This is a genomic window from Algoriphagus antarcticus (assembly GCF_002150685.1).
Classification (GTDB): Bacteria; Bacteroidota; Bacteroidia; order Cytophagales; family Cyclobacteriaceae; genus Algoriphagus; species Algoriphagus antarcticus.
In genome coordinates this window covers 23,490-47,781 of the sequence record NZ_MSSW01000072.1, presented here as the reverse complement: position 1 = coordinate 47,781, position 24,292 = coordinate 23,490, and the positions used below count along the sequence as shown (strand labels likewise).

Genomic DNA, 24,292 nt, shown 5'->3' with positions numbered 1-24,292 from the left:
TTAACTTTTTTCTTTGCCTGAGCAGTATGAACAATAAAACCCTTCCTGATTGTATTCTTTGTGATGGACAGCGTGTAATCCCAGACTGACCAAAGAAAAGGCGTTGGAATGAATGTGATTTTAATTACACCTTTGGTAAGCTTGTCGAACCAAGTCAATCACCGTAGTATCAGCTTACTTCACCATCTCCTCAATCACTTTTCCAGCCTTCGCATCAGGGTATTCCATTCCCAGCAACTGGAAAATGGTGCGGGCAATCATGGCAGAATGCCATTGACCTTGTGATTTCATTTCACCGGTAACTGGTGAATCGGGGCCGATTGCAGCCATCCATATTTCTCCAGCTTTAGGTATAGAAGATCCGTGACCTCTCCAAGAAGTCTTGGTTATTCCACGACCGTGATCGGTAGTGATGATCATCGTAGTCTTGTCCTTGTATTGAGGATCTGATTGTACAAAATCCCAGATTTCTTTGATGTAAGCATCCGTTTGCTTGGCAGACCAGATGTACTGATCGTAGTGATTTTCGTGTGCCCAGTCATCGGTCTCTCCGTAGGAAATATAAAGTATTCTTGGCTTCTTATTTTTCAAAGCTGCCATCGCATAGTTTTGGGTGAATACATCCAGTCTCACGCCACCCCATGGACCACGGATTTCGGATTGCATTTTGTTTGTCAGGATTTCTTCAGGAGAAAGATCAGCGCCCTCAGCGATATCAAAACCTGCATTTACTGGCACTCCGCTGCGTTCTTCATTCACAATGTAAGGAAACACATCCCATGAGCCGAAAGCCATCACTTTGCCTTTGAACTCAGGTTTCTGGTTCAGATACTCCAGCAAAGTCACATTCGGATTGTTGGTTTTATCATTACTGGTGATGCGCTTGTCATCTGCAAACCCGCTCAACACTTCGTTGTAGCCAGGATAAGAAAACCACATCTTATTGCTGTTGTCCACCTTATTGCCATAGGCGCGATTTCCGTAGATCTGACCTTCTTTTGCAAGAGTATTCCAAAAGAACGGCATCAGCATTTCTCTTCGCTGAAGCGGGTCTTCGTTCCAAAAATCTTCCAAAAGTGATCCTGGCTCTTTGATCATCCCGGAATCATCCACCATCAAGGAATCAGCGCCTTTGAAGACTTCTTGCCATCGCATACCATCCAAGGTGATGAGTACCACATTTTCGGTTTTATAATCTTGGGCTTTAACTGTCCCAAAAACAAATAATAAGACAACTTTGAGTGCTAGATTTTTATAGTTCATCCTGTTTTTTGTGAAAATAATCAAAAACTCTTTTTCTATCCTTTTTTCGATTTAAATCAATCTGTATGTACGCTTTTCTGCCAGTACGCGAATTCTCTTTGGTCAATGGGTTGGAAGACCCGCCAAGGCGAGGCAGGCCACCGGAGTAAACCAGAATTCAATGTGAATTTGGATTTTCGATCCTATAAGTTTTCTACTGGCAAGATTCCGTATAATCATTTAAATCAATTACCGCATCAACCGGTCCACTGAATCCCACTTAAAAGGAAATGAATAGCATTCTAATTTCTCGACACTATTCCGCTCGTTTAATCTGATCGTTCGGTGATTACGCTCCCATTTACCCAGCCAGAAGCACTTTTCCTTACCAAAGTTAATCGCTTTCACTCACAATATTTCCCCTAAGCCCAAATCGATAAACTCTTCTGATAAATAGAGCGGAGCGATCTCCAAACTTTTGGGAATTAAAGGCCTGTTTGCTCTGGAGCTAAATTCACTTTAGAGTAGACAAAGATTTCACCTCAATTTACGACCATAGAAAGGTGTGAGTACACTTTTGATATTCCTTCCGAAACTGATCTGGCTAAAAAGCTTCGTTCAAATACGCACTCACATGTTCAGGTTTATTATTAGTATAAGCTTGAGTAAATGCTTTCGGAGTTATTTGAAGTAATCTCGGTAAATCTGAAACTCCAGATTCTAAAATATGATAACTTATGGTTATCTGGATTTTGAAAGGGTTTTCAAGGCTGCTATAATCTGGGTATTCGGAAATTCCCCTAAAATCGCGCGGTAGTTTCCTGAGGGATCGATGACTACAAAACTCCGGCAGGGATATGGGAATTTGAAAAAAGTCTGCTCGAATAATCCTTCCGGATCTGGATGCCAAGTCATAATGCCAGCATATTTTTCTAGCCCAGCAGGATTTTTATAAAGGTAAATAGGTCCATACCCTCCTTTAGAATCAATATTCTTTTGAAGCCATCCGTGATCTTTCTTATGAAATATTTTATTGGTGGCAGTTAAGCCCGTTGAATTACATTCATCTTTTCCAGAATAAAAAATCACTACGATCGGCTTCCCTAATTTTTGCACTTCCTCCAGTTCAAGAGCGGTATAAAATAAAGTAGGATTATCCACTTGCCCAAAAGGCATTCGGTATACCAATACCTGTTCATCACTATCTTTTCCGGGAACTCCAAAATATGGACCCTCCAAAATCTGCTTCTCATATTGCGCCCTTGTGATGATTCCGCCCATCTCATTTCGATATACTTTTTGGGCAAAAGAAACTTGGACTCCAACAAGAAACTGAGTGAACAAAAATAGAATCAGGATACGCTTCATGGTTCCAAAAGTAATAAACCAAGGCGAACCAAACAGGTAAATCGATCTAAGTTGAAAAGATAAGCTCCTAATGCTTGAAGTCAATTTCATTAATCAAAGCTTCCTACTTCATTCGCAGAACGATGGCTTGTATTTGGCCATAAAAAAGCCGGCTCTATCAAACCGGCTCTTCGTTTTTTAATCAGGAAGCTCATATCGAAGTGTCCCAACTAAGACGCCATCCGTCCCAGGCATATAGGGTGATTCGACAAGATATACCTTGCCTCCATCTGCCTTGACTTTGACTGCAGCCTCATCTACGAGGCAATGGTTATCTTTTTCCTTTTTGTCAGAAAAATGGATTTGGTGGGTGTCTGCGTCATACTTTCCCCAAATATGTTCATGTTCATTATTGATCATCAGCGTTTCCACTCCACCTGTCATGGCTGCCTTGAGCAGTTTCTTTCGATCATTTCCAATAGCCAGGTTGTGAGCCTCTTTGTTGCTGAAGTTTTCATTTCTTTTGATCCTTTCCTGTAGAAGTAAAGGCTCTGCGATATCCCAGGATTTTTGGTGAAGTTCCTCCATATCGTTCTCCGTGAATGCTCCGATCACTTGTCCATCCATTAGGTGGTTGTATTTACTGGCTTTCCTGAAAAGTGGCCCCAAGTATTCCACTCCTGCAATGTAAAGCGGTAGCGGATTCTGGTAAAGAATGGGCTCCAACATATTGGTCATCCTATGGAAATAATTTTGAATGGTTACTTTCTTCTCTTCGTCGGATCCTGCCCCATGACCATGATACATGGCTTGGCCTGACCCGACATTTCCCTGACCTTGAAGGCTTTGCTGATTCTCATCCTGCTCTTCTTCTTCGGTAAAAGAAAGCGCTACTTCTTCCGAATCAAGCTCGATTTCCTGAATGATATTACGGGTGACGCCATAGAGTCTGATTTGCTCAAGGTTGAGCAATAGCAGGTAATAGTGACCATTGTCATTCAGCTCAGGAATCAGTGGCAACAAATAGGGCTTGTGACTGATAAAGCAAATGCTTTCATCGACATGAACGGGAAGCTGTAAAACTTCCATTTCTCCATCGTGAAGGAAGCAAGCCAGCATGTCGGAATTAAATTTCCAGAAGTCCAAATCATCCAAAAGTGACTTAGCTGGGGAAAGTATTTTGTCAATATCACGATCCTGCATATTGTATTCTTCCCGTAGGTCTTTTTCCGCCTTAGACAGCTGATTCTTCAGGTGTGTCTTGTCAGCTTGGTAGCCGTCGGTGCTGATTCTTGAAACGGGCGTATATATCGATATGAAAGGCTCTCCTCTTTTTTGGGAAAGTTCCAGAAACTGCTTTTGATCAAATATTTTCATAAATTAAAAATTTAGGTTTTAAGAATGTATATGAACTAATAATGATATAATAGATGCAAAAATCTTACCTAGCACGAATTTTTCTTCTATTCATTAAAACATACACTATGAACTACACAGAAAATTATAGAGGAATCAAGATCGATGTTCAAACCCACCACGTGGATGTGAGCGATGATGTACAGCAGGAAATCAGAAACAACATCGATAAGATTACGCGCCATACCAATGACATCAATTTCATAGATGTTTACTTCAAATCCGAAGGAACAGGAAGCACCATGGTCAGTATAGTCGGCATGCGCGTGGCAATACCCGGTTCAGACACATTCGCAGACGACAAAGGAGAAAATTGGATTCCGTTGCTCAAATCCGTGACTGAAAAAATCATCGCACAGTTGAAGAAAACCAATGATTAGCTTCGGAAATACTGTTTAAAACCAACTGAAAGCTAACTCATTACTTTTAAGGAATAATTCTATAACGGGTTAATTGATTAGTCCCAATTTTAAATCGAGCGAGATTATTTACAAATTGTCTTAAAGCGGCATTCATAAATCAAAAAATGTTGGCTTCGATTAACCTTCTAATATGAATTCTTTAGACGCTATTTCACCTGTTGATTCCGGAAATTTAAAGGTCTGATTAAATCAAATTAAATCCACCCATCACCAATATTTGGTTAGCTTTTGGAAGCTCGGAATCCATGTGAATCTCAATTTTTCCATTCCCAATTTCCCTTGTTCGAACTTCTATTTTCCCTAAAGAAAAACGGTTTTGAGTTTCACGTGAATTGCCAAAACTTAAATGGTCCCTTCAGACTCGACTACCACAGATTGAGGTAAAGAGACCCCCTTTTTGGATTTTTCCTTCTACAAACAACGAATAGAAAAAAGGCACTGTATTTAAGGATGAATTTCAAGTTATAAGGATTAAAAACTAGTTCTGAAGGTTTAGAATGGATTTAACGAAATTCCTTTTTAATGTCAATTTGATTTTGTTCGAACTTATTGAATCATTTCCCCCCTTCGGCTGATACCACACCAACCATACTATCAGCCGTCCCATAATACAGCAACCATTTGCCTTCGAAATAGACCAAGCCTTCCAAAAATGTCGTTCCCTCTGGGTATTGACCAGACTTCTCAAATTGCAAAGTCGGCTGGATAAAAGGAGTTTCTACTCTATCTAAAAGCTTCCAAGGTTCAGTAGCAGAAAAAAGGGCCTGCCCGCCTGTGTAAACGCGATTCCCCAAGTTTTTAACTCCTACTTGCTGAGAGTTTCCGGCATTATAAAGAACAACGATCCCATCTTTAGTCAAAACTGGGGGAGGACCTGCTTCTACCAACCAAGAATCAAAATATCCCGGTCGTGGACTAAGAACAGGCACTCGATTTCCCTCATGATTTTCCACTGGCTGCCAATGAATCAAATCTTCTGAAGTTGCCAGCCAAATGTGTGGTACTCCATAATACATCCAATATTTCCCATCGATTTTAGCCGCTGTTAACTTTCCCTCTTTCAGTTCTGTGACGATTGCACCAGATTTTGATTCTGTGTTGTGGTATTTCCCATCCTTCCAATCTTTGAATATCGGCCCATGTTTTTCCCAATTTCGGAGATCTTTTGAAGTGGCAACGGCAAGTCTTGGAACATCCCGATTCCATTGAGTATAGGTCAGGACATAAAGGCCATCCTCGGTTTCTACAATTCGAGGGTCTTCCGTACCGCCAGTCCACTCAAACTCTTTTTGATTATCATCTTTTGGATAAAAAATCGGTTCACTATCTCGCTCAAAAGAAAAACCGTTTGATGATGTAGCCAAACCTATTCTAGAGGTATGACCACCTATTTCCTTTTCTCCCAGTTTTTCCTCCGCACGATAGAGTACATACACTTCACCGTCTCTAGCGATAGCAGCAGGATTAAAAGTAGCCATGGACTCCCAAGCGACAGTTCTGCCACTCATTGGATCTGCAAAAGTGGTTGTGCCCTGCGGAGCAATTATGGGCATTGCCGCTTCTGGTCTTAGGAATGGTCCGAGCATCCAGGATTTTTCCTGAGCTTGAAGAGACAAAAAAGAAAATAAAAGGAGGATGAATGAAATCGACTTCTTCATTTGGGTTGTGTTTATGACCTTCAAGTTAGACTCTTGAAAGCTGGGAAAAAAGTAAATTGAAGTCCCAAGCCTAAAGATTCAAAACCTCGACCTTATGCCATCTCAGTTTCTCTCCTACTTTTGGTTCCAGTATGAAGGTTATTTCTCATGCTTGTTCCGACAGATCAAGGTCAGTTAATCGGAAGAGCGGTCGCTATTGCGCAAGCCAAAAATCATAGGAGTTTGGAAAATTTCCCGAGAATCTCACCCGTGTGAAGCGCTTTGTCTGATCTTCTGATCTGCTGACGAAATTCAAAAATATTCCTCACGGTGAGGTAAAAAAAGAGGTGTTCAAATTGGTTGCTGTGCCGTCAGGAACAGCGCCAAAATATTGCACCGCCACCGTTCGTGTCCCACGAAAGGTTTAAGCCAAAAACTTGCGCCCTCTGCGAGTTCTTCGTGGTCTCGGCGGTTAAAAAAACAATGGGCGAGACTACAAAATATGCTACTTCCCCACTTAAAATCCCACAAATTAGACGTAAACAAATTAAAAGAATAAGATTAGAAATTATTTAGGAGAGCGTTGACCAAATTTAAATTTATGGCAAGTGAAAAAGGCAAAATAATTGGCTCGATAATAATTATGACTGGAGTCGTTTTCGCCATAATTGGTTTGGCAACTGATAGGATGGGCTTTTATGCTTTCATAGGAATGATATTATTATTTGTTGGTAGATTTTTTAACGAATATTTTTAAGTTGGAATAACTAAAAATATGAAATATGCACTACAACTAGTTGTTAGTTTCTTCCTCCCGCTGTTCGAGGTTACAAACCTCGAACAGCTAGAATAGTGATTGTGATCGGCTGTTAGAAACTACCTCATAATGCTTCACTGTTTTGTCAAAAGACACCATCATATGTTGTGCTTCTTCGGGAACCATAGCAATAGAGATGTCCTCACCAGCAAATGCTTTAATAGAGTTTAAATCTTCCCAAAGTGTCATAATCATAAACTCTAAGCCACTTTCTGTATTTCTCTTTAAAATACTGGCCTCAATAAAGCCAGGTAGCACCCTTGCTTCTGTAAAGACTACTTTATTTAAGAAGTTGACGTACTGGTCGCTCGACTCTTCTTTTAAAATGCAGGTCCACTGTCTTGAGATCATATTTATTGCTTTATCCCCGGAACATCTTTTGGTGCGTAATCTTGCCACCAAAATTGCTGCATTTTCTTCTGCTGAGGATGAACTTCATCCAAGGTATTCCCTTCGTATAAGCGACCATTCATCATCACATGGCTGATGTCTTTGGAGTTCCTAATGTTATCCAATGGATTGCTATTTAGGATGACCAAGTCTCCAAGTTTCCCTACTTCCAGCGATCCTAAGTCTTGATCCAAACCAATTGCTTCGGCACCGATAATAGTCGCCACTCGTAGCGCGTCATACTCGGTCATGCCGCCAGACTGTACCGCCCAAAGCTCCCAGTGATAGCCCAAGCCTTGCAGCTGACCATGGCTACCAATACCTGCACGCCCGCCAGCTTCTATCAAGTCCTTGGCAAAAGTAGCTTGCTCTACATGCACATACTCATCTTCCATGAACCAGCCTGCATCACGTCTTCTGGTTCTGGAATCCAAGTTCCAATGTGGCATAAAGTGAGTCAACTTTGGATCCGCATGTGGATTTTCAGTCGCATAAAAATAGTTCTCTGTCCAAGGTCCGCCATAGGCTACCAAAAGCGTAGGGGTGTAAACCGTTCTCGAAAAGGCCACCATGTCAATCACATCTTTGAATAGCGGAAAAATAGGAAAGGAATGCTCATGACCGGGATAACCGTCAATCACTTGGGTCAGGTTATTCTTGAAATCAAGCCCACCCTCTGTGGTAGGCATAATATTTTGCTCGCGAGCTGCCTGAATGATCCACTGTCTCTGTTGACGGTTTCCTGCGCCATACATTTTGATAGTTTTGGTATTGTAATAGGAACTGTATCGCGTCATTACTTTACGCGCATGGTCTAAACTGCTGACGTTTTCACTCCCGAAAATACCTGGGCCTGTAGAGTAAATTCTAGGGCCGATAAGTTTGCCGGCATCTACCAAGTCACCATAAGTCAATACATCAGTAGTTGCGGTCTGTGGATCACGTGTGGTGGTTACACCAAAAGCCAGGTTGGTCAAATAAGGCCAAAACTCCCCACGGTGTAAGTTCACCGGATGACGGAAGTGGGAGTGTGTATCTACAAAACCCGGCAAAATCGTTTTGCCAGTTGCGTCAATGATTTTCACTCGATTACCCACTTGGATGTTATTACCAATTTCTTTGATCCGGTTGTTCTCGATCAGAATATCAGTGCCTTCCAGCACCTCATTATTCTTCATGGTCAGCAAACGTGCATTTTTAAGGAGTATAGTTCCTTGCGGAATATCACGGGATGCTTTTACTTCGATTCTACGTTCCGTTGGTTCGTATTCTTTCGGGATGTCGTCCTTTTCTCCTTTCTTTTCAGCGCCTTCTTCCGGATCATCACTTTCCACTTTGTCGGCTTCTTTCTTCGCTTTTGCATCAGCGGCTTTTTGCACTTCGAAAGCTTTGGCATCGCTGAGGTTAAAAGCGACATGCGCATTTCCTACAGCCCAGTGCACTACGTTATTGTCCCAGCCCCAAGCAGGGAACTGCCCACCGATATCTGTTAGTTTCCGAGAGGGAAAGGCTGCATTTTTTGCATCAGCTACAGAAATGGTTGGAGCTTTATCACTCACTTGAGGTACTGTAACCACAAACAAATCCATGCCGATAGCCGCTAGTGCTTGATCACCTTCTCTAGCCATTTTTATCCAATCCGCTTTTGGCGGATCGGAAGAACCAGGGGTGGCTTTTCCAGTTACCTGAATATGTGCTTTCTCATCTGTACCATCCCAACGGATGGAGACTAAACCTCCCCTACCCGATAAATAGATTCGATCCGAGTTCTTGGTAAAATGTGGATTGGATCTGCCATCCGTGTAAGAGATAAAGTTGTTGCCAGAACCATCAGCCGAAAGCCAAATAAGGTCACTTGTACCTCTAAAAGCAGTGCGTTGGAGCGCATTTCTGAAGTCTTCAGCTTGTCCTTTGATCAGCACGATTCTGCTGCCATCATTATTCCAAACAGGGCTTTGAAAGACACCATCTGCTTTGTTGAGTTGGGTTAGGTTGCTGCCATTAGGTCTTACTTTATACACTTTGCCACCTTCAGCTTGCCAAGTGACAAACGCGAGCCATTGACCACCGGGAGACCAAGCAGGCTCGGCCTGCGTTTCATCTAAGTCCAACAGCTTCTTTGGGGTACCATTCGGCAAGTCCATCAGGTATAATTCGTTCAATGCTGTAAAAGCCAATTGCTTTCCGTCAGGCGATGGCGCTACATCTCTGATTTGTGTAATGGTGAATTGTGCATCATCAGAAATAGGATAGTCAAAATCAAGTTCTGGCCCCAGTGCGATGCTACTCTTTACATTAAAAGGTATTTCTGTCGCCTTTTTGCTGGCTACATCGATTTGGTGAATTTTGCCTCCATAAGTGATTACAATGCTTTTGTCATCCGGTGTCCAAGAAAATCCCGGAAGTACATCTCTTGAAGCTCTCGATTCTTGATCGTCATGCTGGATCGGATAGGCCAACCAACTCTCATCTCCTGTGGCGAGATCCCGTAGAATTAATCCGGTATGGGTATCATGTCGTGTGGCATATACCAACCATTTGCCATCACTACTTGGTGTAGGACGAAATGCCGAACCGTATCGAGACGTTTGCGTGATCATTTCACCAGTCACGCGATCATAGGTTGAAATCTGGTATTGTGGCATTGGAGCGTTGTAGGTCCAAGATCCGTTTCTTTCAGAAAACCAGACATATTGATCATCCTTGCTAAAGGCACCTTCGAGCATCCGTAGGGCATTTGGCTCTTTGACTAACGCTGTACCAGAACCTCCATCGACATGATAAAGCCATATTTTGTGTGCTCCATCACCCCCTTGACGGGATGCAATCATGTATTTTCCGTCAGGAGTCCACTCCGGACCTTGGTATCTATTGTCGTTGCCTTTCGTGATTTGCTTTTTCTCGTCGTCTGCAAGGTTGAGCGTCCAGATGTTTTCTCCTCCTGATTCATCTGAGATGAAAATGATTTCCGTACCATCAGGACTATACCGAGGCTGTGCATCAAACTGCATCCCGGTGGTGAGCTGAGTTGCAATGCCACCTGAGATAGGGATGCTGTAGATATCGCCCAAGAAGTCAAATACGATGGTCTTTCCATCAGGACTGACGTCCAAGGCTATCCAAGAACCTTCAGATAGCTCAAAATCAAAGGTTCTTCCGGGTTCGAGCGATAAGCCTTTGCTTTCTTTCTTTTCTGGCTTGGCAGGGTCATCTTGAGCCATTGCGTTAAAAGAGAAGGTCAAGGCCAGCGCAGCTAGGAGTATCTTTTTCATAATTGTTCGGTAGGTTATTTTAAAAAAGTCAATCTAAGACGATTATGCTTGAGGGCAAAAGAGTTTGGGATAAGAGGTGAGCGAGTGGTCGGTTTTAGCAAATGGTAATCAGCCAATGACACGAAATGATTTAGGATGTCATTTCGAGCAGCTTGGATAAGAATATAAAAGAGTAGTTGCATCCGACGACTGTACGGATTACACTTATTCATTAATTACACCTAGTCGCGGATTGCAAATCCCTGAATCAGGGTTCGAGGTTACAAACCTCGAACAGCTGGGCTGGAATAGCTGGATAAATTTTCAAAAAAAAACAGCTGGATTTTAGCAATAAATCATTGCTAATCCCCAGCTATTTTATAAATCAAACTACTTGACATTAAACCCCCAGCTATTTCGTTGGGCGGCTGATTTCTTTGTCCAGCTTATAGATGTAGCTCCATCTATTATCGAGAGATGAACGAAAAGCAGCTTGAAGTTCATCTTTTTTGGCTTTTCCTTCATTTTTTTCAACTGTCTCCCATACGCCTTCTTGCATGATATCCATCGCAGCAAAATCCTTGTATGGCAATACATAATGGTAATTAGGGCTTTCAGGACCAGCTGTTTGCCATTGATACCAATAGCCTGTGCTTTCTAGACCAGCTTTTTTGCGGATTCCTTCTACCTCTTTCACTACTTCCATCATCTTAGCAGCATTTGTAGCGTTGAGTTTGTAGAAATAAACCATAATGATTTCATCTGTACTTGGACTGGTTTTGCTGTTTTCCGGTAGGAGACGAGTCATATGGTTAGTAGCCTTTTCCACATGTGGATTGATCATGTTCATAGCAAGCATCCGACAATCTTCAGCTTTTTCATCGGTTTTGTCCATTTCTGCCCAATTGGGCATATCTGAGGCAAGCACATAGACGGTTCCTTCCCCTTGTTGTCGACTCCATAGTCTCCAAGTCCATTCCCCTTCGTTTTCGATGTAGCAAGCCTTCCACGCTTTGATACCCTCTCGGAACTGCATCTCATGTCCTGGCTTGACGGTAAATTCTGTGACTGACATCAATGGTCCCAAAGGTGCATTTTGACCATTTGCCAATGGTATAATTGTGCCTAAAAGGATAATTGCGAGAATATACTTTAGTAGCGTTTTCATTTTTTTATTATTTGGTTAAAAAGATTGACTGAGTTCAATTTTCACCAAATGCTAAAAAATAAAAAGCAAAGAGGGACGAAACCCTCAAATTAGTGTCCCAATTATCGATTATTCTTCTCGAAATATATTTTAAAATACAAAAAATTAGATTTTAAATACTTAAAGTTGTCAATGTTTCGCTGAAGAAGAGAATTTTATCCCTTTTTCTACTTTTTGTAGCCCTAATTCTCACTGATGGCGGGGTTGTACTTTTGAGAAATGGAATTACAAATCCCTTGATCTGACTTCGAGGTTACAAACCTCGAAGAGCTAGTTTTCACCCTGCGCACCGATGGAAGGTGCTCCAGAATGGCCTTACCTAATTCTACCAACCAGATGTGCTGGCGGACATTGGGTACGGTGGTTCTGATTCTTCATAAGCTTGGACTCGGGATTAAAAATCCATGGATCCAGCTGAAGAGCTGTACGGATTACGGTACAGCTAGCATTCTACACCTATACGGGGAATTATGATCCTCAAGTTAGGGAGAGTCTGCTACGCGAATTAAATTAGGGTAAGGCATGTTCGAAAAAATATAACATCCCTCTAAAAATGGGGTTGGAAGCTTATAAAAGTCCTTTACTAGCTACACCCTTTCTTATTTAACATTAGAATACCGGATCATAAAGTTTAAAATGAATTTGAAGGGTTTGATTTTTTTGTCAATCGGTTATTCTGGTATCGACTTTGAGCCTTTTTGCCAAAAAACCAGAAGCTTATGGAAACTGCTGTCATAGCTGCAATTATTGTGATTCTTGCTTTTTTACCGTTGATATATTTTACGAGAGGAAGCTCAGATATTCGGGTTAACGGAAAAAATCTGGTGATTCGGTACCCCCTGCGCAAAAAAGAAATCAATTTAGACACAGAACTCAAAAGCTGGAAATTGCAGGAGATCAATCGCCTATGGATTGGGAAAACCCATGCTATAAACCTGGAACTTCAAAGCGGCAAGTGGCATCACGTTGATTCACGATTCAACCGAGAAACCTTTAATTCTGTATATACCTTATTAACTGAAAATTTTGAGGAAAAGAGAAAGGTGGATCTCAGCTAGTCTTTTACTTTTTCTTCTCTACTCTTAGCTGATATATCAGAGCTAAAAGGAGTAATACAAGCAAAAAGCTGAAATGTCTGATCTCAGAGTTGAAAAATATCTGCTAAAACCTGAATCCTATCAGCTGGGGCTAGGTGTATTCCCGACAGCTGAAAACGAGCAATTGCACCTTTCATATTTTTAATTGGTTAAATACCGATTATTCTATCTAGAATGAAAATTCAATTTGATAGAAGGCGGAATTGTTCCCGATTATTGTCTCGCTCTACGCCTATTCAACACTCATGCGGAGTTACAAATCTCGAATAGCTAGATCTGCTCCAAGTCAAGGGTTTAGGCGTCTTGTGGGGACACTAGATTGGTAGACCAAAGTTTCACCGCCGGTGAAAGGAATGACATTTGTTTTTTATTTTGGCAGGATTGAGGTCAATCGAGAAAAGGAGGGTTCGCCAAAACGAATAATTGTTGATTTTCTTGGGATTGTAAATCCTTCGATCAAGGTTCGAGATTACAAATCTCGAACAGCTAAAATTGCTCCTAGTACAGGTTTTAACCATGGGTTTAGGCGTCCTGTAGGGACGCTATATTGGTAGCCCGGGGTTTCAACCCCGGGTAAAAGAAAGGCATTGGTTTTTTTGTTTTGGCAAGATTGAGGTCAATCGAGAAAAGGAGCGTTCGCCAAAACGAATAATTGTTGATTTTCTTGGAATTGCAATTCCCTAGATGATGGTTCGAGATTACAATTCTCGAACAGCTAAAATTGCTCCTAGTACAGGTTTTAACCATGGGTTTAGCGTCCTGTAGGGACGCTGGATTGGTAGCCCGGGGTTTCAACCCCGGGTAAAAGAAAGGCATTGGTTTTTTTGTTTTGGCAGGATTGAGGTCAATCGAGAAAAAGTGGTTTCGCCAAAACGAATAATTATTGATTGTATTGGAATTGCAAATCCCTAGATCAAGGTTCGAGATTACAATTCTCGAACAGCTAAAATTGCTCCTAGTACAGGTTTTAACCATGGGTTTAGCGTCCTGTAGGGACGCTAAATTGGTAGCCCGGGGTTTCAACCCCGGGCAAAAGAAAGGCATTGGTTTTTTGTTTTGGCAGGATTGAGCTCAATCGAGAAAAGGAGCGTTCGCCAAAACGAATAATTGTTGATTTTCTTGGAATTGCAATTCCCTAGATGATGGTTCGAGATTACAATTCTCGAACAGCTAAAATTGCTCCTAGTACAGGTTTTAACCATGGGTTTAGCGTCCTGTAGGGACGCTAAATTGGTAGACCAAAGTTTAACCGCCGGTGAAAGGAATGACATTTGTTTTTTGTTTTGGCAGGATTGAGGTCAATCGAGAAAAGGAGGGTTCGCCAAAACTATTAATTGTTGATCGTGTTTGGATTTCAAATCCCTAGATCAAGGTTCGCGATTACAAATCTTGAACAGCTAAAATTGCTCCTAGTACAGGTTTTAACCATGGGTTTAGCGTCCTGTAGGGACGCTGGATTGGTAGGGTAAAAGTATGACATTTTTTTTTGTTTTGGCAGGATTGAGGTCAATCGAGATAAAGTGGTTTCGCCAAAACTATTAATGGTTGATAGTTCTGGGGTTGCAAATCCCCAGATGATGGTTCGAGATTACAATTCTCGAACAGCTAAAATTGCTCCTAGTACAGGTTTTAACCATGGGTTTAGGCGTCCTGTAGGGACGCTAAATTGGTAGCCCTGGGTTTCAACCCCGGGTAAAAGAAAGGCATTGGTTTTTTTGTTTTGGCAGGATTGAGGTCAATCGAGAAAAGGAGCGTTCGCCAAAACGAATAATTGTTGATTTTCTTGGAATTGCAATTCCCTAGATCAAAAGCATACGATTTTGTGAAAACTCACCTTTTGGAAAAAATTCAAATATTTTACCAGTGGAAAATCTAATAAAACTTTGCGACAAGATTGAAAGCCTCAAATTATTAACCTCAGATGAAATTATTGGAACAGCATAAAAAAGCGATTGGTCAATTGAGAAAATAATTTTTATGTGTATCCGCTTTGTTACACGTAGCCAAATTTAAAACTGAATTGCTTCCTAAAATCCCTCCCGATATTCGGGACAGGCTCTTGCCCCCTTTGCGAAAGGGGGAATTTGATCCGATTTAGAATCAAGATTTAGCTTTTTTCCGGAACGTGCAACAAAGCGAACACTCATAAATTATAATTTGAAATATTTATAATCACCAAATATTACACATGCTTTGGATGGGGATTTTTTCATATCAGATTGGCTAAGGAATCGAAATACTGTGGAATTTCTTGGAATCTGGGAAACCGTAAACAATCCAAATTTCAATTCCCCCGAATTCGGGGTAATTGAACAAGATGCAGGAGTTAACAGATTTATAATGTCTGTAGGGCAATGGATCACAAGAACTCAAGCAAAAGGAATGATTGTAAAAGCTGGAAGATACGGAGGCACTTATGCTCATAAAGACATAGCCTTTCACTTTGCGATGTGGCTAAGTCCAGAATTTCAAATTTATCTAGTAAACGAATTTCAACGCCTCAAAGAAGATGAAAACAACCGTCTAAAACTGAACTGGGACTTCCAAAGATCGCTCTCCAAAGTCAATTATCACATCCACACCGATGCAATCAAGGAAAACCTAATCCCTGAGAAAATAAGCAGTAAGCAAAGCTCTATAATTTATGCCAGCGAAGCAGATGTTTTAAACATCGCACTCTTTGGTATCGCAGCTAAGCAATGGCTAGAAGATAACCCGAGTCTTAAAGGTAATGTAAGAGATTACGCTACTATCGAGCAACTTGTAGTTCTGTCAAATATGGAGAGTACCAATGCCTTACTGATCCACCAAGAAACCAACCAATCTGAACGTCTGATCCAGTTGAATCAGTTTGCTATCACGCAGATGAAATCACTGGTTCAACATAAAAAAGCCCTCAATCAACTTAAAAAATAACTTTTGGATCGATTGATTATCTTCACCCAAAGCAAAAGCGCTGGGACCAGCACGGATAGTAGCTTTGGCATTACGATGATCGAAGCTGGAATCAGCCGAGTGGTGACGGGGGATTTAAGGGAGTTGGCTAAAGTCGTCATTGCGAGTCTTGAAAATTCAGAAAATATACAAAAAGGAGATAACAGGGTTTGCCGTTTTAGCTGTGGTTTTCAGAATTAAATGCTGAAATATTTCAAATCTCAAAATATAATACACTCTGTCATTGGTAGGGAGGGACGACTGAAGCATTCTGTTAATGGTTGTCGGTTATTTGTTTTTGGTTTGAGAGATTTAAATTGAGGAATTGAAGATAAAATGTGTTCTAAGCTGGTGATATTCAAAACTAGATTAGAGCAAGAACCACATTAAAGTTCTTGGGGCGTTTTGAAAAACCTACAATCCAAATTTTAAAGTGGTCGAATTTGACCACTTAAAACTCAGGTAGGACTTCCATCTTTTGTTCATAGCGCATCCCAATGAGAAGAAGAAACAAATTCTGGGATTTGGATTGAGTTTTAGAAAGTTGCAGTCAAATTTTTAAGTGGAACACATACAAGACTTTTTATGGCAAAGACAAAAAAAATTGAGGTCAATGGAAGAGAAATAGCACTTTACTCAACCAATTCAGAAGATTTCATATCTCTTACAGATATGGCACGCTATCGTAAATCTGAACGTACAAATTATATTATTCAAAATTGGATGAGAACACGGAGTGCCATTGAATTCTGTGGACTTTGGGAGCAATTGAACAATCCAAATTTTAAAAGCATCGAATTCGATGCTTTTAAAAATCAATCAGGATCAAATAGTTTTGCCCTTACCCCACAAAAATGGATTGAAGCAACCAAGGCAATTGGAATCCAATCAAAGTCTGGGAGGTACGGAGGAACTTTTGCCCATAGAGATATTGCCTTTGAATTTGCATCTTGGATTAGTGCAGAGTTTAAATTTTACTTAATCAAAGAATTTCAACGCCTCAAAGAAGATGAAATCGAGCAAGATGCAAGTATCAGGCTGAGCAATGAATATTTTGCGTGCGAGATTCCATGTGGCAATTAAAACAATTATATACACATGAAAACAACGGTCTAAAACTGAACTGGGACTTCCAGAGAACGCTTGCCAAAGTCAACTACCACATCCACACCGATGCAATCAAGGAAAACCTAATCCCAGAAAAAGTAAGTGCGAAACAGAGCTCAATCATCTATGCCACTGAAGCAGAGTTTTGAATAGGACGCTATTTGGGATGACAGCTAAACAGTGGCGGGAAGCCAACCCAAGTCTGAAAGGAAATGTAAGAGATTATGCTACTATCGAGCAATTGGTAGTTTTATCAAATAGGTAAAAGTACCAATGCCCTACTGATCCATCAAGAAATCAACCAATCTGAACGATTGATCCAGTTGAATCAGTTGGCGATTACGCAGATGAAATCGCTGGTTCAGCATAAAAAAGCGATTAGTCAGCTGAATAAGTGACTTTTTGAATCGATTGATTATCTTCGCCCAAAGCAAAAGCGCTAGGATCAGTGCGAAATTAGCTTTGGCATTACGATGATCGGACCCGGAATCAGCCGAGTGGTGACGGAGGATTTGAGGGAGTTGGCTTAGCTGCATTGCGATCTGTGGTGTTGAGTATTTGTGTTAAGGAGTAGATTGATAAGTAGTGTTAAGATGATAGCGAAATCGAAATACTTTAGAGCTCTTATATTAGGACAGATGATTCCTCCTGAATTTAAACTCGTCTCGTTTTAATTTAATCATTCCAGCTATGCCAAAGAATCAGAAAATAACTGTAAAAGGATCTGAGATTTCTGTTTTTGCGCAGAATGAAATCGACTTTATTAGTCTTACAGATAAGTCTGGAGGTTTTAAGGAAGGGAGCAGTTTGATTGGAAAATGGATTACAAATAAAAATACCCTTGAGTATTTGGGAACTTGGGAAAAAATAAACAATCCAAATTTCAATTACCCCGAATTCGGGGTAATTGAACAAGATGCAGGAGTTAACAGATTTATAATGTCTGTAGGGCAATGGATCACAAGAACTCAAGCAAAAGGAATGATTGTAAAAGCTGGAAGATACGGAGGCACTTATGCTCATAAAGACATAGCCTTCCACTTTGCGATGTGGCTAAGTCCAGAATTTCAAATTTATCTAGTAAACGAATTTCAACGCCTCAAAGAAGATGAAAACAGTCGTCTAAAACTCAATTGGGACTTCCAAAGAACGCTCTCCAATGTCAACTACCACATCCACACTGATGCCATCAAGGAAAATCTGATCCCAGAAAAAGTAAGCCTATGATTTTAAGATTGTTTCTTTCTTACTAGATCTATAAAATCTTCTAAACACATTAACTCTTTCTGCTGATCCAAAGAATAAGTTGGTGAAATTGATTTAGGGATTACCAATTGCACCGATTGAATACGCATTTCATCAGTTTGGTTCTTACTTATTGCTGGTTCAAGTGTTATCAAGTGTTTTGGGTTTATTCGATCGGCTTCAGGAATTATTTGTCTCCAGCGATCCTTTGCAGTAGTTTTAAGTCCCAACATTGTTAGTTTATTAATTTGGAAACCACTGTCAAAATATTCAACTGCTCCTGGAAAAAGAAAATCAGGTTTATTATTTCGCTCGGTTTTCACTCCTCTAGCATAGGTGATTTTATTAAAATCAAATATCACGGCCATATGATTTTCAAAAGCATACCCTGCTCTAGCTTTTCTTTTATTCTGAATACTTAAAGAAAAGCTAATAAAATCGTCTACATCCAAACCATCTTTCCCAAAACCAGTTCTTAATTTTTCCTGAACTGAACGCTTCTCAAAAGTTCTAAACAATTTTTCTTCCCACATCATCCAAGAAATTAAAGTCTCATCAGGGGCATCAATTGCTGAAACTTTATCCTTTAAGGTGTTCCTTGCGTATTCGCTGAAAATAAATGTTGAAGGAAGTTTTTGGCCAAACTTTGCTAACATATCTTCGAGATAATCTGGTTCTTCCTCATCAATCTCTAATCCTAATGATGAAACAATTACTTTTCCAGAATACCCTAAATCAGATTTTTCTTCAAAATACTCTTTAATTACAAACCGACTTTCAGATTCTTCCAAACCAAACAACCATAACAATTGACTCTCATGAGTTGATCCTTTTGGACAAATAATTACAAGCAATTTATCATTTGTGGTTTTGGCAATAATCAACAAATCGCCTTCCTGAGCCAGTTGCATTGCAATATTTGTTTTATAATAAATTCGGAATTCTGCTGATCTTTTTGGGTTATTAACCCTTGAATCATACCAAGTTAAAAAACCTGACTCAGATATCTCTTCAGCTTCTTCATCAGTCAAATACAAAAAATCCGTATCAAAGGTTATTCTTTCAGAACCAAAAACATTCCTGAAGCCAACCACGCCATTAAACTCATGTTGATTAGATTTATTAGGATCGGCTTCAACTGCGCTTAACCTTTTAGCTCCGGCTACGACGAAGAATTTAGACAGAGGATTTGACATGTTTTTTTTCTTCAAATTTTAAAGTTTTAAATATTGATATCCCAACCTCTTTCATTAGAGGCATTACTACAGAATTACCAAACTGCTTATATGCTTGTGTGTCTGAAACTGGGATTATAAAATTTTCTGGATAGCCCTGCAATCTTGCACATTCCCTTGGTGTGAGTCTTCTTGGATTTTTCCCTTCTTGAGGAATTAGTATTTCGGAACCATCTTTATAATATCTTGCACTTAACGTCCTAGAAATGCCGTCGAAATTGACTAAACCAAATCCAAATCCATTACCAGCTGCTTTGTGTTTCGCTGCATATCTCTGAAGATAGTCCCATAATTTATCACTTAAAGTATATTTTTCGTCTACCACCTTTTCAAGAATATCTTCTACAACCATTGGAGGAAATTGAGGCATCTTAGGGAATATAAACTCTTCTTTTCCTTTGAAATGATCCCTATCAAAACCTACCATAATAATCCGCTCTCTATGTTGGGGAACAAAATATTTTCCATCCAAAACCATAGGGTAAAAAGTATATCTCAATTCATCTATTGCATTAGAAATCACCCGAAAAGTGTTACCCATATCATGAGAAACAAGATTTTTTACATTTTCTAGAAGAAAAGCTTTAGGTCTCTTTTTCTGAATAATTCTAACAATGTCAAAAAATAGAGTTCCTTGGGTTTCATCTAAAAACCCATGAGTTCTTCCAAGCGAATTTTTTTTCGACACACCTGCAATTGAAAAAGGTTGACATGGAAATCCTCCTACCAAAATATCATGATCTGGAATGTCAGATTCATTGATCTTAGTTATATCTCCGAATGGAACCTCTCCAAAATTGGCCTCATAAGTTTTTTGAGCATAGTGGTTCCATTCACTTGTGAATACACATTTTCCGCCAATCTCTTGGAATCCTAATCTAAACCCTCCAATACCCGCAAAAAGATCGATAAATGTAAACTTCGGTTTTTGGGGTGCCGGAAAGGGAATATCCCATTCTAAAGGAATCTTAGTTTGATAAATGGGTTCTTCAACTCCATCAACGAACGATTCTAAGTAATCAAGTGCAGCATTTTTGTAGTATCCTCTTTGTTCTTCTGTAATAGAGTGTAAAAAATGGGTCAGGTTTGCTAATTCAGTTTGCTCAGGTTTTTTTACTTCGATCTTAAGCTTCTTTTTTAGCTCAGAGTACTTTATAGACATTTTGTGATCTTTTGAGAATGCTATTCCAGATATTATTTTTCTGGACATTCCAAATGTAAAAAAATGTAGACTATAGTCGACATGGAATTCCAATGTCATTCTTAGAAATTCTAAAAAATCTTATTTGAAAAAATCAAAAACCATGTTAATACAAACCCACAACTTCCCCTTCACTTCAAAATCCCAGAACCTCAAGACAATCCAGCCTTTGGATTTATAGAAATTGTTGACTTCTAGATCTCGTTCCATATTCCGTTCGATTTTGGCAATCCAGAATTCTCGATTGGATTTGATGGCTTGCTTTCGGTTTTCCCAGTCGTAGCCATGCCAAAAGGCACCATCCACAAATATAACCAGCTTGTATTTTTTTAGACTGATATCAGGTTTTCCGAATAGCGGTTTTTTAGGTGTTTTGTATCGAACCCCTAATTCCCACAATGCTTTTTTAAGGAGTTTTTCCGGCTTTGTCCCTTTGGATTTAATCTGAGACATGTTGTAAGACCTTTGCTCAGTGGTATAGAATCCATTTTCCTCTGAAAATTGAGCAACGGCTACTTTGGGTCTTATGTATGGTTTATTAGGCTTCAAAGAATTGTTTGATTTCAATATCCAAGGCTTGGGCAAGTTTTGAGATTACTTCCAAAGAGACGTTTCGTTTTCCCTGCTCGATAGCGGAAATATAAGGTCGATTTAATTCGGAGAGTTCCGCCAGCTTTTCCTGAGACATTTTTCTGTCCTTTCTTAATTGATTCAATCGCTTTCCGAATTCCTTTTTGATATCCATTCAGATTTATTTTTGAAATAAATTGTTTACAATAGTGAACAATTTGATTTTTTTAATTACCTTAAGATAGTCGGATTTGTCAACCATCTTAACAAACATACCATGTATAAAAGCTATTTGCCTGAAACGCTACCGGAAAATTGGGTGATCAGTGAACTCGACGAGATATACGGTTATCTGGAATTTTTGGGGTGTGATGAAGAATTCTTGGTATCCGTGATGAAGCACGAATACGATAATCCAGCTAAGCCATATTTCCTTAGTCTAAGCCAAACAAAGGGAATTCTTGAACGCTATGAATTTGAAAAGTTAAACTGGACCGAATGGTTCGAAACTCTTGAAGGAGCCGTGGATTCAGCTATTCAACTTATGGAATGGATAAATCAGAATCGTAAAAATTTCCTTCCATTGACGCTGGAGGTTCTGGTTTCTTTAGGCTCTGCGGATCAACTCAGCCAACTTGAAAAGTATTTTGAAGGCAATTTGGATACTCACGAATATCAAGGTGATCGATTGGTATTTCATAAAGTAAGTCTGCTTCAGAATGCCCCCTCCTATGCAGAATCAGCAATTCAAACGATTTGCCACTACGCCAAATGCTACAACATACCGATCGAAGAGATAACCGGAGGTTTGCTTACCAATGAAAAATACCAGCTGATAGCCGACTTAAGACCTGAACTTATCAATCGCTTAAATTCAACTGTTTATGAAAAGTATTGAAAAGAAAATAAGCACTCCGACCAAAGTCGGACAGATCGTCAAATTCCACACTCCCTATCCTGATGAAAATCCCAATCAGCTTTATGTTTTGTTGGAGATCTTCGAGTATGATGAAAGTTTAAAGCCGAAGGCTGACATAAAGGCTCTAAATACTGGATTGAGTTTCCCCCCAATTAGTACTGTCTTATTGGAAGATTTGGAACTAGCCGAAGTGGAAACAACTGACCTGATTGGATTTAGAGCCTCCATAAAAAAAGACAATCATTCAATAGTCTCAGGAAAAGTGATTGAGGTAGTACAACCAAAACAGATGGTAGACCTCTCAAAAATCGGAGATCGAGTGGAAACTAACGTAAGCGTGACTATTCAGGATACTTCGGGAAATGCCCACGATGGGTTTCTTACGGTAATTTTCTAATGTTTTATCTGTAACCAAAAAATGCTAAACTCAATCCAAACCCTTTCAGACGTCGAGACTTTTTTCATATATCTAATTCACGAGGAAAGCCTCAATTTTCATCCCGACGAGGATTTCAAAAGCTACATCAATGTGGAAACTCGTCTTCCCTCCTACAGTCCCGAAGAAGCCGAATTACGAAATAAGCTAATGGAGGCCTGCTTTGAGATTTGCGAAAAGGAAGGCGTTGAAATCTATGATATAGGTCTTCCATTCTTACTTGATAGATTAAAATAACATTCAACACTAAATCCTAAAATCATGGAAAATGTAACCATCACAGTTTTGATCAAAAACAACAAGTTTATGGGTCTTTTGGGTCCTAAAACCAGCTTCCCAAATTCTATTTGGTGGGATAGAGAAATTCAAGTGGATGTACCCAAAATCGACTGGGATTCGGAAAAAGTTACCATCACTACGATTCGGCAGTATTTACGAACTTAGAAAAGGAATCGGTGATTAAAAATTTTGGCTTTCAAGATTTAGAAGACTTTCCTGCTCTGATCCAACTTTAGGCTTTTTAAGACTATGTTTGAATTCCCGGATTTTAGACCTTTAGCTTCACTGTAGCTAATCAATGCTGCCAACAGTATTTCAAATCAAATGAGCGTGAAACCTATGTTTGTCAAAGAATTGGTAAAGTCCACTCTTTCCATAGGTAGCATGGCACTACTCATTATTATTTCTCATTCTTCCTCTTTTCTTGCTTTACTTTCACAATTCTCCTTCTAAAAATTAAAAAGGCAATAATGATAACAACGGGTATGACCACAAAAATGACCACGTTGCTGGTCTCTGAAAAATCAATTGGGCCTGTTGGTTTTGGTATACCTCGTGGCACTTGGGAATATGATATGCATGGGATCAGGAGGAATGCAAAAAGAAAAATCGAAGCCGTGGAAATATATCTTTTGAAGTTGTTCATCGTGATTGATTTTTGGTTTTTATTTTTTTACAAAAAATTGTAGTGAATATTAAATTTGGGTTGGAAGCTGAATTGGAGATAATATACACAAAATCTGGCCCTACAATGATATTTAGGTAAGTGCAAGTGAGGGTTGTATTTGTTTGAAGATTTTCAAGAATCATTATATCTGCTCAATAGGCCTTTCAGTGTCTGTTAAGACCTATATGAAGCGAGGATATGATTGATGTTCTAGCTTAACCTTGGTTTGTGCCTTCACCGAACGACTTCTTGTTTTTATTAGAAAGAAATTGCTAAAAATGGGGAGATTTTGCCTACTGTCATAGGCGCGTACTAACTGTGGTGGTTGACTGAATTAAAAAAATATGTCGCAACTGGACCATTCCTTTCTGTCCACATACCCTTTCTGGAAATGAGGTGATATGCAGGAGAATGGAAACTACATTTTATATATTCTGATTATACGAAATTATGCCAGTAGCATTATTCTCTTTGATTTAAAGGATGGAAGACCGAAGTACACTAAATCTTAGAGTGGAGCATTCTTAATAATGCTTTTGTATTGTTACTGGCAGAGAAGCGGATATGTATATTGTGTGTAACCGTGATCTTACACATACCCAATTTAATTACGGTTTTCAAATGAAAAAATCCCCCTAGCCCCCCATTGAAAAAAGAGGGATTAGCCGAACTTGAACCTCAACCATTGATTTCAAGACCATAGGTGCAACATTACGAACAGTCATATTATAATTGAGAAGCTTATCCGTAATCTCCTTATTTATCTAAATTCCTTTAGTTAGGTTTCTTTCTTCCTTTTGCCTTGATGCAAAAGGACCAAAAGGTCAAGTCGTGCAAAAGCTATCATCCGCAAGGCCAACGCCTACCCCGCTG

The 24,292-nt window shown here is 39.8% G+C and carries 22 protein-coding genes; 11 read left to right on the top strand and 11 right to left on the bottom strand.

Annotated elements, in window-relative coordinates:
• Window positions 1–174 precede the first annotated feature (174 nt).
• The 3 genes from BVH04_RS20990 to BVH04_RS20980 all read right to left on the bottom strand — a co-directional run bounded on the left by BVH04_RS20990 (window position 175) and on the right by BVH04_RS20980 (window position 3,966).
• Window positions 175–1,263, bottom strand: a complete 1,089-nt coding sequence (locus BVH04_RS20990) for an alkaline phosphatase family protein (protein ID WP_086543420.1) — start codon at window positions 1,261–1,263, stop codon at window positions 175–177.
• Window positions 1,264–1,983: 720 nt separating this feature from the next.
• Complete coding sequence (locus tag BVH04_RS20985) at window positions 1,984–2,610, bottom strand: hypothetical protein (protein WP_140160632.1); 627 nt, start codon at window positions 2,608–2,610, stop codon at window positions 1,984–1,986.
• Between the two features lie 177 nt (window positions 2,611–2,787).
• Entirely contained in the window at window positions 2,788–3,966 is a 1,179-nt protein-coding gene (locus tag BVH04_RS20980; protein ID WP_086543418.1) for a baeRF7 domain-containing protein, read from the bottom strand.
• Between the two features lie 107 nt (window positions 3,967–4,073).
• Between BVH04_RS20980 and BVH04_RS20975 the strand changes: the two genes are divergently transcribed.
• Window positions 4,074–4,385: an HPF/RaiA family ribosome-associated protein gene (locus tag BVH04_RS20975; RefSeq protein ID WP_086543417.1), complete on the top strand. Its 312-nt coding sequence runs from the start codon at window positions 4,074–4,076 to the stop codon at window positions 4,383–4,385.
• A 596-nt stretch (window positions 4,386–4,981) separates the two neighbouring features.
• Here BVH04_RS20975 and BVH04_RS20970 read toward each other — a convergent pair.
• The 4 genes from BVH04_RS20970 to BVH04_RS20955 all read right to left on the bottom strand — a co-directional run bounded on the left by BVH04_RS20970 (window position 4,982) and on the right by BVH04_RS20955 (window position 11,690).
• Window positions 4,982–6,085 (bottom strand): glycoside hydrolase family 130 protein, encoded by a 1,104-nt coding sequence (locus BVH04_RS20970; protein WP_086543416.1) that lies wholly within the window; start codon window positions 6,083–6,085, stop codon window positions 4,982–4,984.
• 823 nt (window positions 6,086–6,908) lie between these two features.
• Window positions 6,909–7,232: a hypothetical protein gene (locus tag BVH04_RS20965; protein WP_086543415.1), complete on the bottom strand. Its 324-nt coding sequence runs from the start codon at window positions 7,230–7,232 to the stop codon at window positions 6,909–6,911.
• Between the two features lie 2 nt (window positions 7,233–7,234).
• Window positions 7,235–10,543, bottom strand: a complete 3,309-nt coding sequence (locus BVH04_RS20960) for an amidohydrolase family protein (protein WP_086543414.1) — start codon at window positions 10,541–10,543, stop codon at window positions 7,235–7,237.
• Between the two features lie 391 nt (window positions 10,544–10,934).
• Window positions 10,935–11,690 carry a hypothetical protein gene (locus BVH04_RS20955; RefSeq protein WP_086543413.1) on the bottom strand — a complete coding sequence of 252 codons (756 nt, stop codon included), beginning with the start codon at window positions 11,688–11,690 and terminating at the stop codon, window positions 10,935–10,937.
• Between the two features lie 758 nt (window positions 11,691–12,448).
• On the opposite strand from BVH04_RS20955, the gene BVH04_RS20950 reads away from it, so the two are divergent.
• From BVH04_RS20950 to BVH04_RS20935, 6 genes are all read left to right on the top strand, one after another.
• Complete coding sequence (locus BVH04_RS20950; protein WP_086543412.1) at window positions 12,449–12,787, top strand: hypothetical protein; 339 nt, start codon at window positions 12,449–12,451, stop codon at window positions 12,785–12,787.
• A 2,232-nt stretch (window positions 12,788–15,019) separates the two neighbouring features.
• Window positions 15,020–15,742, top strand: a complete 723-nt coding sequence (locus tag BVH04_RS20945) for a KilA-N domain-containing protein (RefSeq protein ID WP_262481379.1) — start codon at window positions 15,020–15,022, stop codon at window positions 15,740–15,742.
• Between the two features lie 3 nt (window positions 15,743–15,745).
• On the top strand, window positions 15,746–15,961 hold the full coding sequence (locus BVH04_RS25230) for a hypothetical protein (protein WP_140160631.1): 216 nt from the start codon (window positions 15,746–15,748) through the stop codon (window positions 15,959–15,961).
• A 384-nt stretch (window positions 15,962–16,345) separates the two neighbouring features.
• On the top strand, window positions 16,346–16,843 hold the full coding sequence (locus BVH04_RS26800) for a KilA-N domain-containing protein (RefSeq protein WP_240511005.1): 498 nt from the start codon (window positions 16,346–16,348) through the stop codon (window positions 16,841–16,843).
• Complete coding sequence (locus BVH04_RS26795; protein WP_240511004.1) at window positions 16,831–17,016, top strand: hypothetical protein; 186 nt, start codon at window positions 16,831–16,833, stop codon at window positions 17,014–17,016. Before BVH04_RS26800 ends, BVH04_RS26795 begins: the two co-directional genes overlap by 13 nt.
• Before the next feature lie 541 nt (window positions 17,017–17,557).
• On the top strand, window positions 17,558–18,094 hold the full coding sequence (locus BVH04_RS20935; RefSeq protein WP_205635895.1) for a KilA-N domain-containing protein: 537 nt from the start codon (window positions 17,558–17,560) through the stop codon (window positions 18,092–18,094).
• A 2-nt stretch (window positions 18,095–18,096) separates the two neighbouring features.
• Here BVH04_RS20935 and BVH04_RS20930 read toward each other — a convergent pair whose 3' ends face one another.
• The 4 genes from BVH04_RS20930 to BVH04_RS20915 form a co-directional block, all read right to left on the bottom strand.
• A complete protein-coding gene (locus tag BVH04_RS20930) occupies window positions 18,097–19,323 on the bottom strand; it encodes a type II restriction endonuclease (protein WP_169714476.1) in 1,227 nt (408 codons plus the stop codon).
• Complete coding sequence (gene dcm, locus BVH04_RS20925) at window positions 19,289–20,557, bottom strand: DNA (cytosine-5-)-methyltransferase (protein ID WP_317045516.1); 1,269 nt, start codon at window positions 20,555–20,557, stop codon at window positions 19,289–19,291. Before dcm ends, BVH04_RS20930 begins: the two co-directional genes overlap by 35 nt.
• A gap of 72 nt (window positions 20,558–20,629) precedes the next feature.
• On the bottom strand, window positions 20,630–21,097 hold the full coding sequence (locus tag BVH04_RS20920; RefSeq protein ID WP_086543429.1) for a very short patch repair endonuclease: 468 nt from the start codon (window positions 21,095–21,097) through the stop codon (window positions 20,630–20,632).
• A complete protein-coding gene (locus BVH04_RS20915; protein ID WP_086543409.1) occupies window positions 21,087–21,293 on the bottom strand; it encodes a helix-turn-helix domain-containing protein in 207 nt (68 codons plus the stop codon). The genes BVH04_RS20920 and BVH04_RS20915 overlap by 11 nt, the downstream gene beginning before the upstream one ends.
• 102 nt (window positions 21,294–21,395) lie before the next feature.
• Between BVH04_RS20915 and BVH04_RS20910 the strand changes: the two genes are divergently transcribed.
• Genes BVH04_RS20910 through BVH04_RS20895 form a run of 4 tightly spaced genes read left to right on the top strand, consistent with a single transcriptional unit; the run spans window position 21,396 to window position 22,917 of the window.
• Window positions 21,396–22,016 carry a hypothetical protein gene (locus BVH04_RS20910; protein ID WP_086543408.1) on the top strand — a complete coding sequence of 207 codons (621 nt, stop codon included), beginning with the start codon at window positions 21,396–21,398 and terminating at the stop codon, window positions 22,014–22,016.
• Window positions 22,003–22,434 (top strand): hypothetical protein, encoded by a 432-nt coding sequence (locus BVH04_RS20905; RefSeq protein ID WP_086543407.1) that lies wholly within the window; start codon window positions 22,003–22,005, stop codon window positions 22,432–22,434. The genes BVH04_RS20910 and BVH04_RS20905 overlap by 14 nt, the downstream gene beginning before the upstream one ends.
• A gap of 21 nt (window positions 22,435–22,455) precedes the next feature.
• Complete coding sequence (locus BVH04_RS20900; protein ID WP_086543406.1) at window positions 22,456–22,710, top strand: hypothetical protein; 255 nt, start codon at window positions 22,456–22,458, stop codon at window positions 22,708–22,710.
• A gap of 24 nt (window positions 22,711–22,734) precedes the next feature.
• Window positions 22,735–22,917, top strand: a complete 183-nt coding sequence (locus tag BVH04_RS20895) for a hypothetical protein (RefSeq protein ID WP_086543405.1) — start codon at window positions 22,735–22,737, stop codon at window positions 22,915–22,917.
• Window positions 22,918–24,292 lie beyond the last annotated feature (1,375 nt).

Excerpts from the sequence above, each read along its gene's own strand:
- BVH04_RS20970 (WP_086543416.1), bottom strand. The coding sequence starts at position 6,085 with ATGAAGAAGTCGATTTCATTCATCCTCCTTTTATTTTCTTTTTTGTCT.
- BVH04_RS20955 (WP_086543413.1), bottom strand. The coding sequence starts at position 11,690 with ATGAAAACGCTACTAAAGTATATTCTCGCAATTATCCTTTTAGGCACA.
- BVH04_RS20900 (WP_086543406.1), top strand. The coding sequence starts at position 22,456 with ATGCTAAACTCAATCCAAACCCTTTCAGACGTCGAGACTTTTTTCATA.
- BVH04_RS20990 (WP_086543420.1), bottom strand. The coding sequence starts at position 1,263 with ATGAACTATAAAAATCTAGCACTCAAAGTTGTCTTATTATTTGTTTTT.
- BVH04_RS20905 (WP_086543407.1), top strand. The coding sequence starts at position 22,003 with ATGAAAAGTATTGAAAAGAAAATAAGCACTCCGACCAAAGTCGGACAG.
- BVH04_RS20895 (WP_086543405.1), top strand. The coding sequence starts at position 22,735 with ATGGAAAATGTAACCATCACAGTTTTGATCAAAAACAACAAGTTTATG.
- BVH04_RS20935 (WP_205635895.1), top strand. The coding sequence starts at position 17,558 with ATGCCAAAGAATCAGAAAATAACTGTAAAAGGATCTGAGATTTCTGTT.
- BVH04_RS20915 (WP_086543409.1), bottom strand. The coding sequence starts at position 21,293 with ATGGATATCAAAAAGGAATTCGGAAAGCGATTGAATCAATTAAGAAAG.
- BVH04_RS26795 (WP_240511004.1), top strand. The coding sequence starts at position 16,831 with ATGTGGCAATTAAAACAATTATATACACATGAAAACAACGGTCTAAAA.
- BVH04_RS20965 (WP_086543415.1), bottom strand. The coding sequence starts at position 7,232 with ATGATCTCAAGACAGTGGACCTGCATTTTAAAAGAAGAGTCGAGCGAC.
- BVH04_RS20985 (WP_140160632.1), bottom strand. The coding sequence starts at position 2,610 with ATGAAGCGTATCCTGATTCTATTTTTGTTCACTCAGTTTCTTGTTGGA.
- BVH04_RS20960 (WP_086543414.1), bottom strand. The coding sequence starts at position 10,543 with ATGAAAAAGATACTCCTAGCTGCGCTGGCCTTGACCTTCTCTTTTAAC.
- BVH04_RS20975 (WP_086543417.1), top strand. The coding sequence starts at position 4,074 with ATGAACTACACAGAAAATTATAGAGGAATCAAGATCGATGTTCAAACC.
- BVH04_RS20980 (WP_086543418.1), bottom strand. The coding sequence starts at position 3,966 with ATGAAAATATTTGATCAAAAGCAGTTTCTGGAACTTTCCCAAAAAAGA.
- BVH04_RS20950 (WP_086543412.1), top strand. The coding sequence starts at position 12,449 with ATGGAAACTGCTGTCATAGCTGCAATTATTGTGATTCTTGCTTTTTTA.
- BVH04_RS26800 (WP_240511005.1), top strand. The coding sequence starts at position 16,346 with ATGGCAAAGACAAAAAAAATTGAGGTCAATGGAAGAGAAATAGCACTT.
- BVH04_RS20910 (WP_086543408.1), top strand. The coding sequence starts at position 21,396 with ATGTATAAAAGCTATTTGCCTGAAACGCTACCGGAAAATTGGGTGATC.
- dcm (WP_317045516.1), bottom strand. The coding sequence starts at position 20,557 with ATGTCCAGAAAAATAATATCTGGAATAGCATTCTCAAAAGATCACAAA.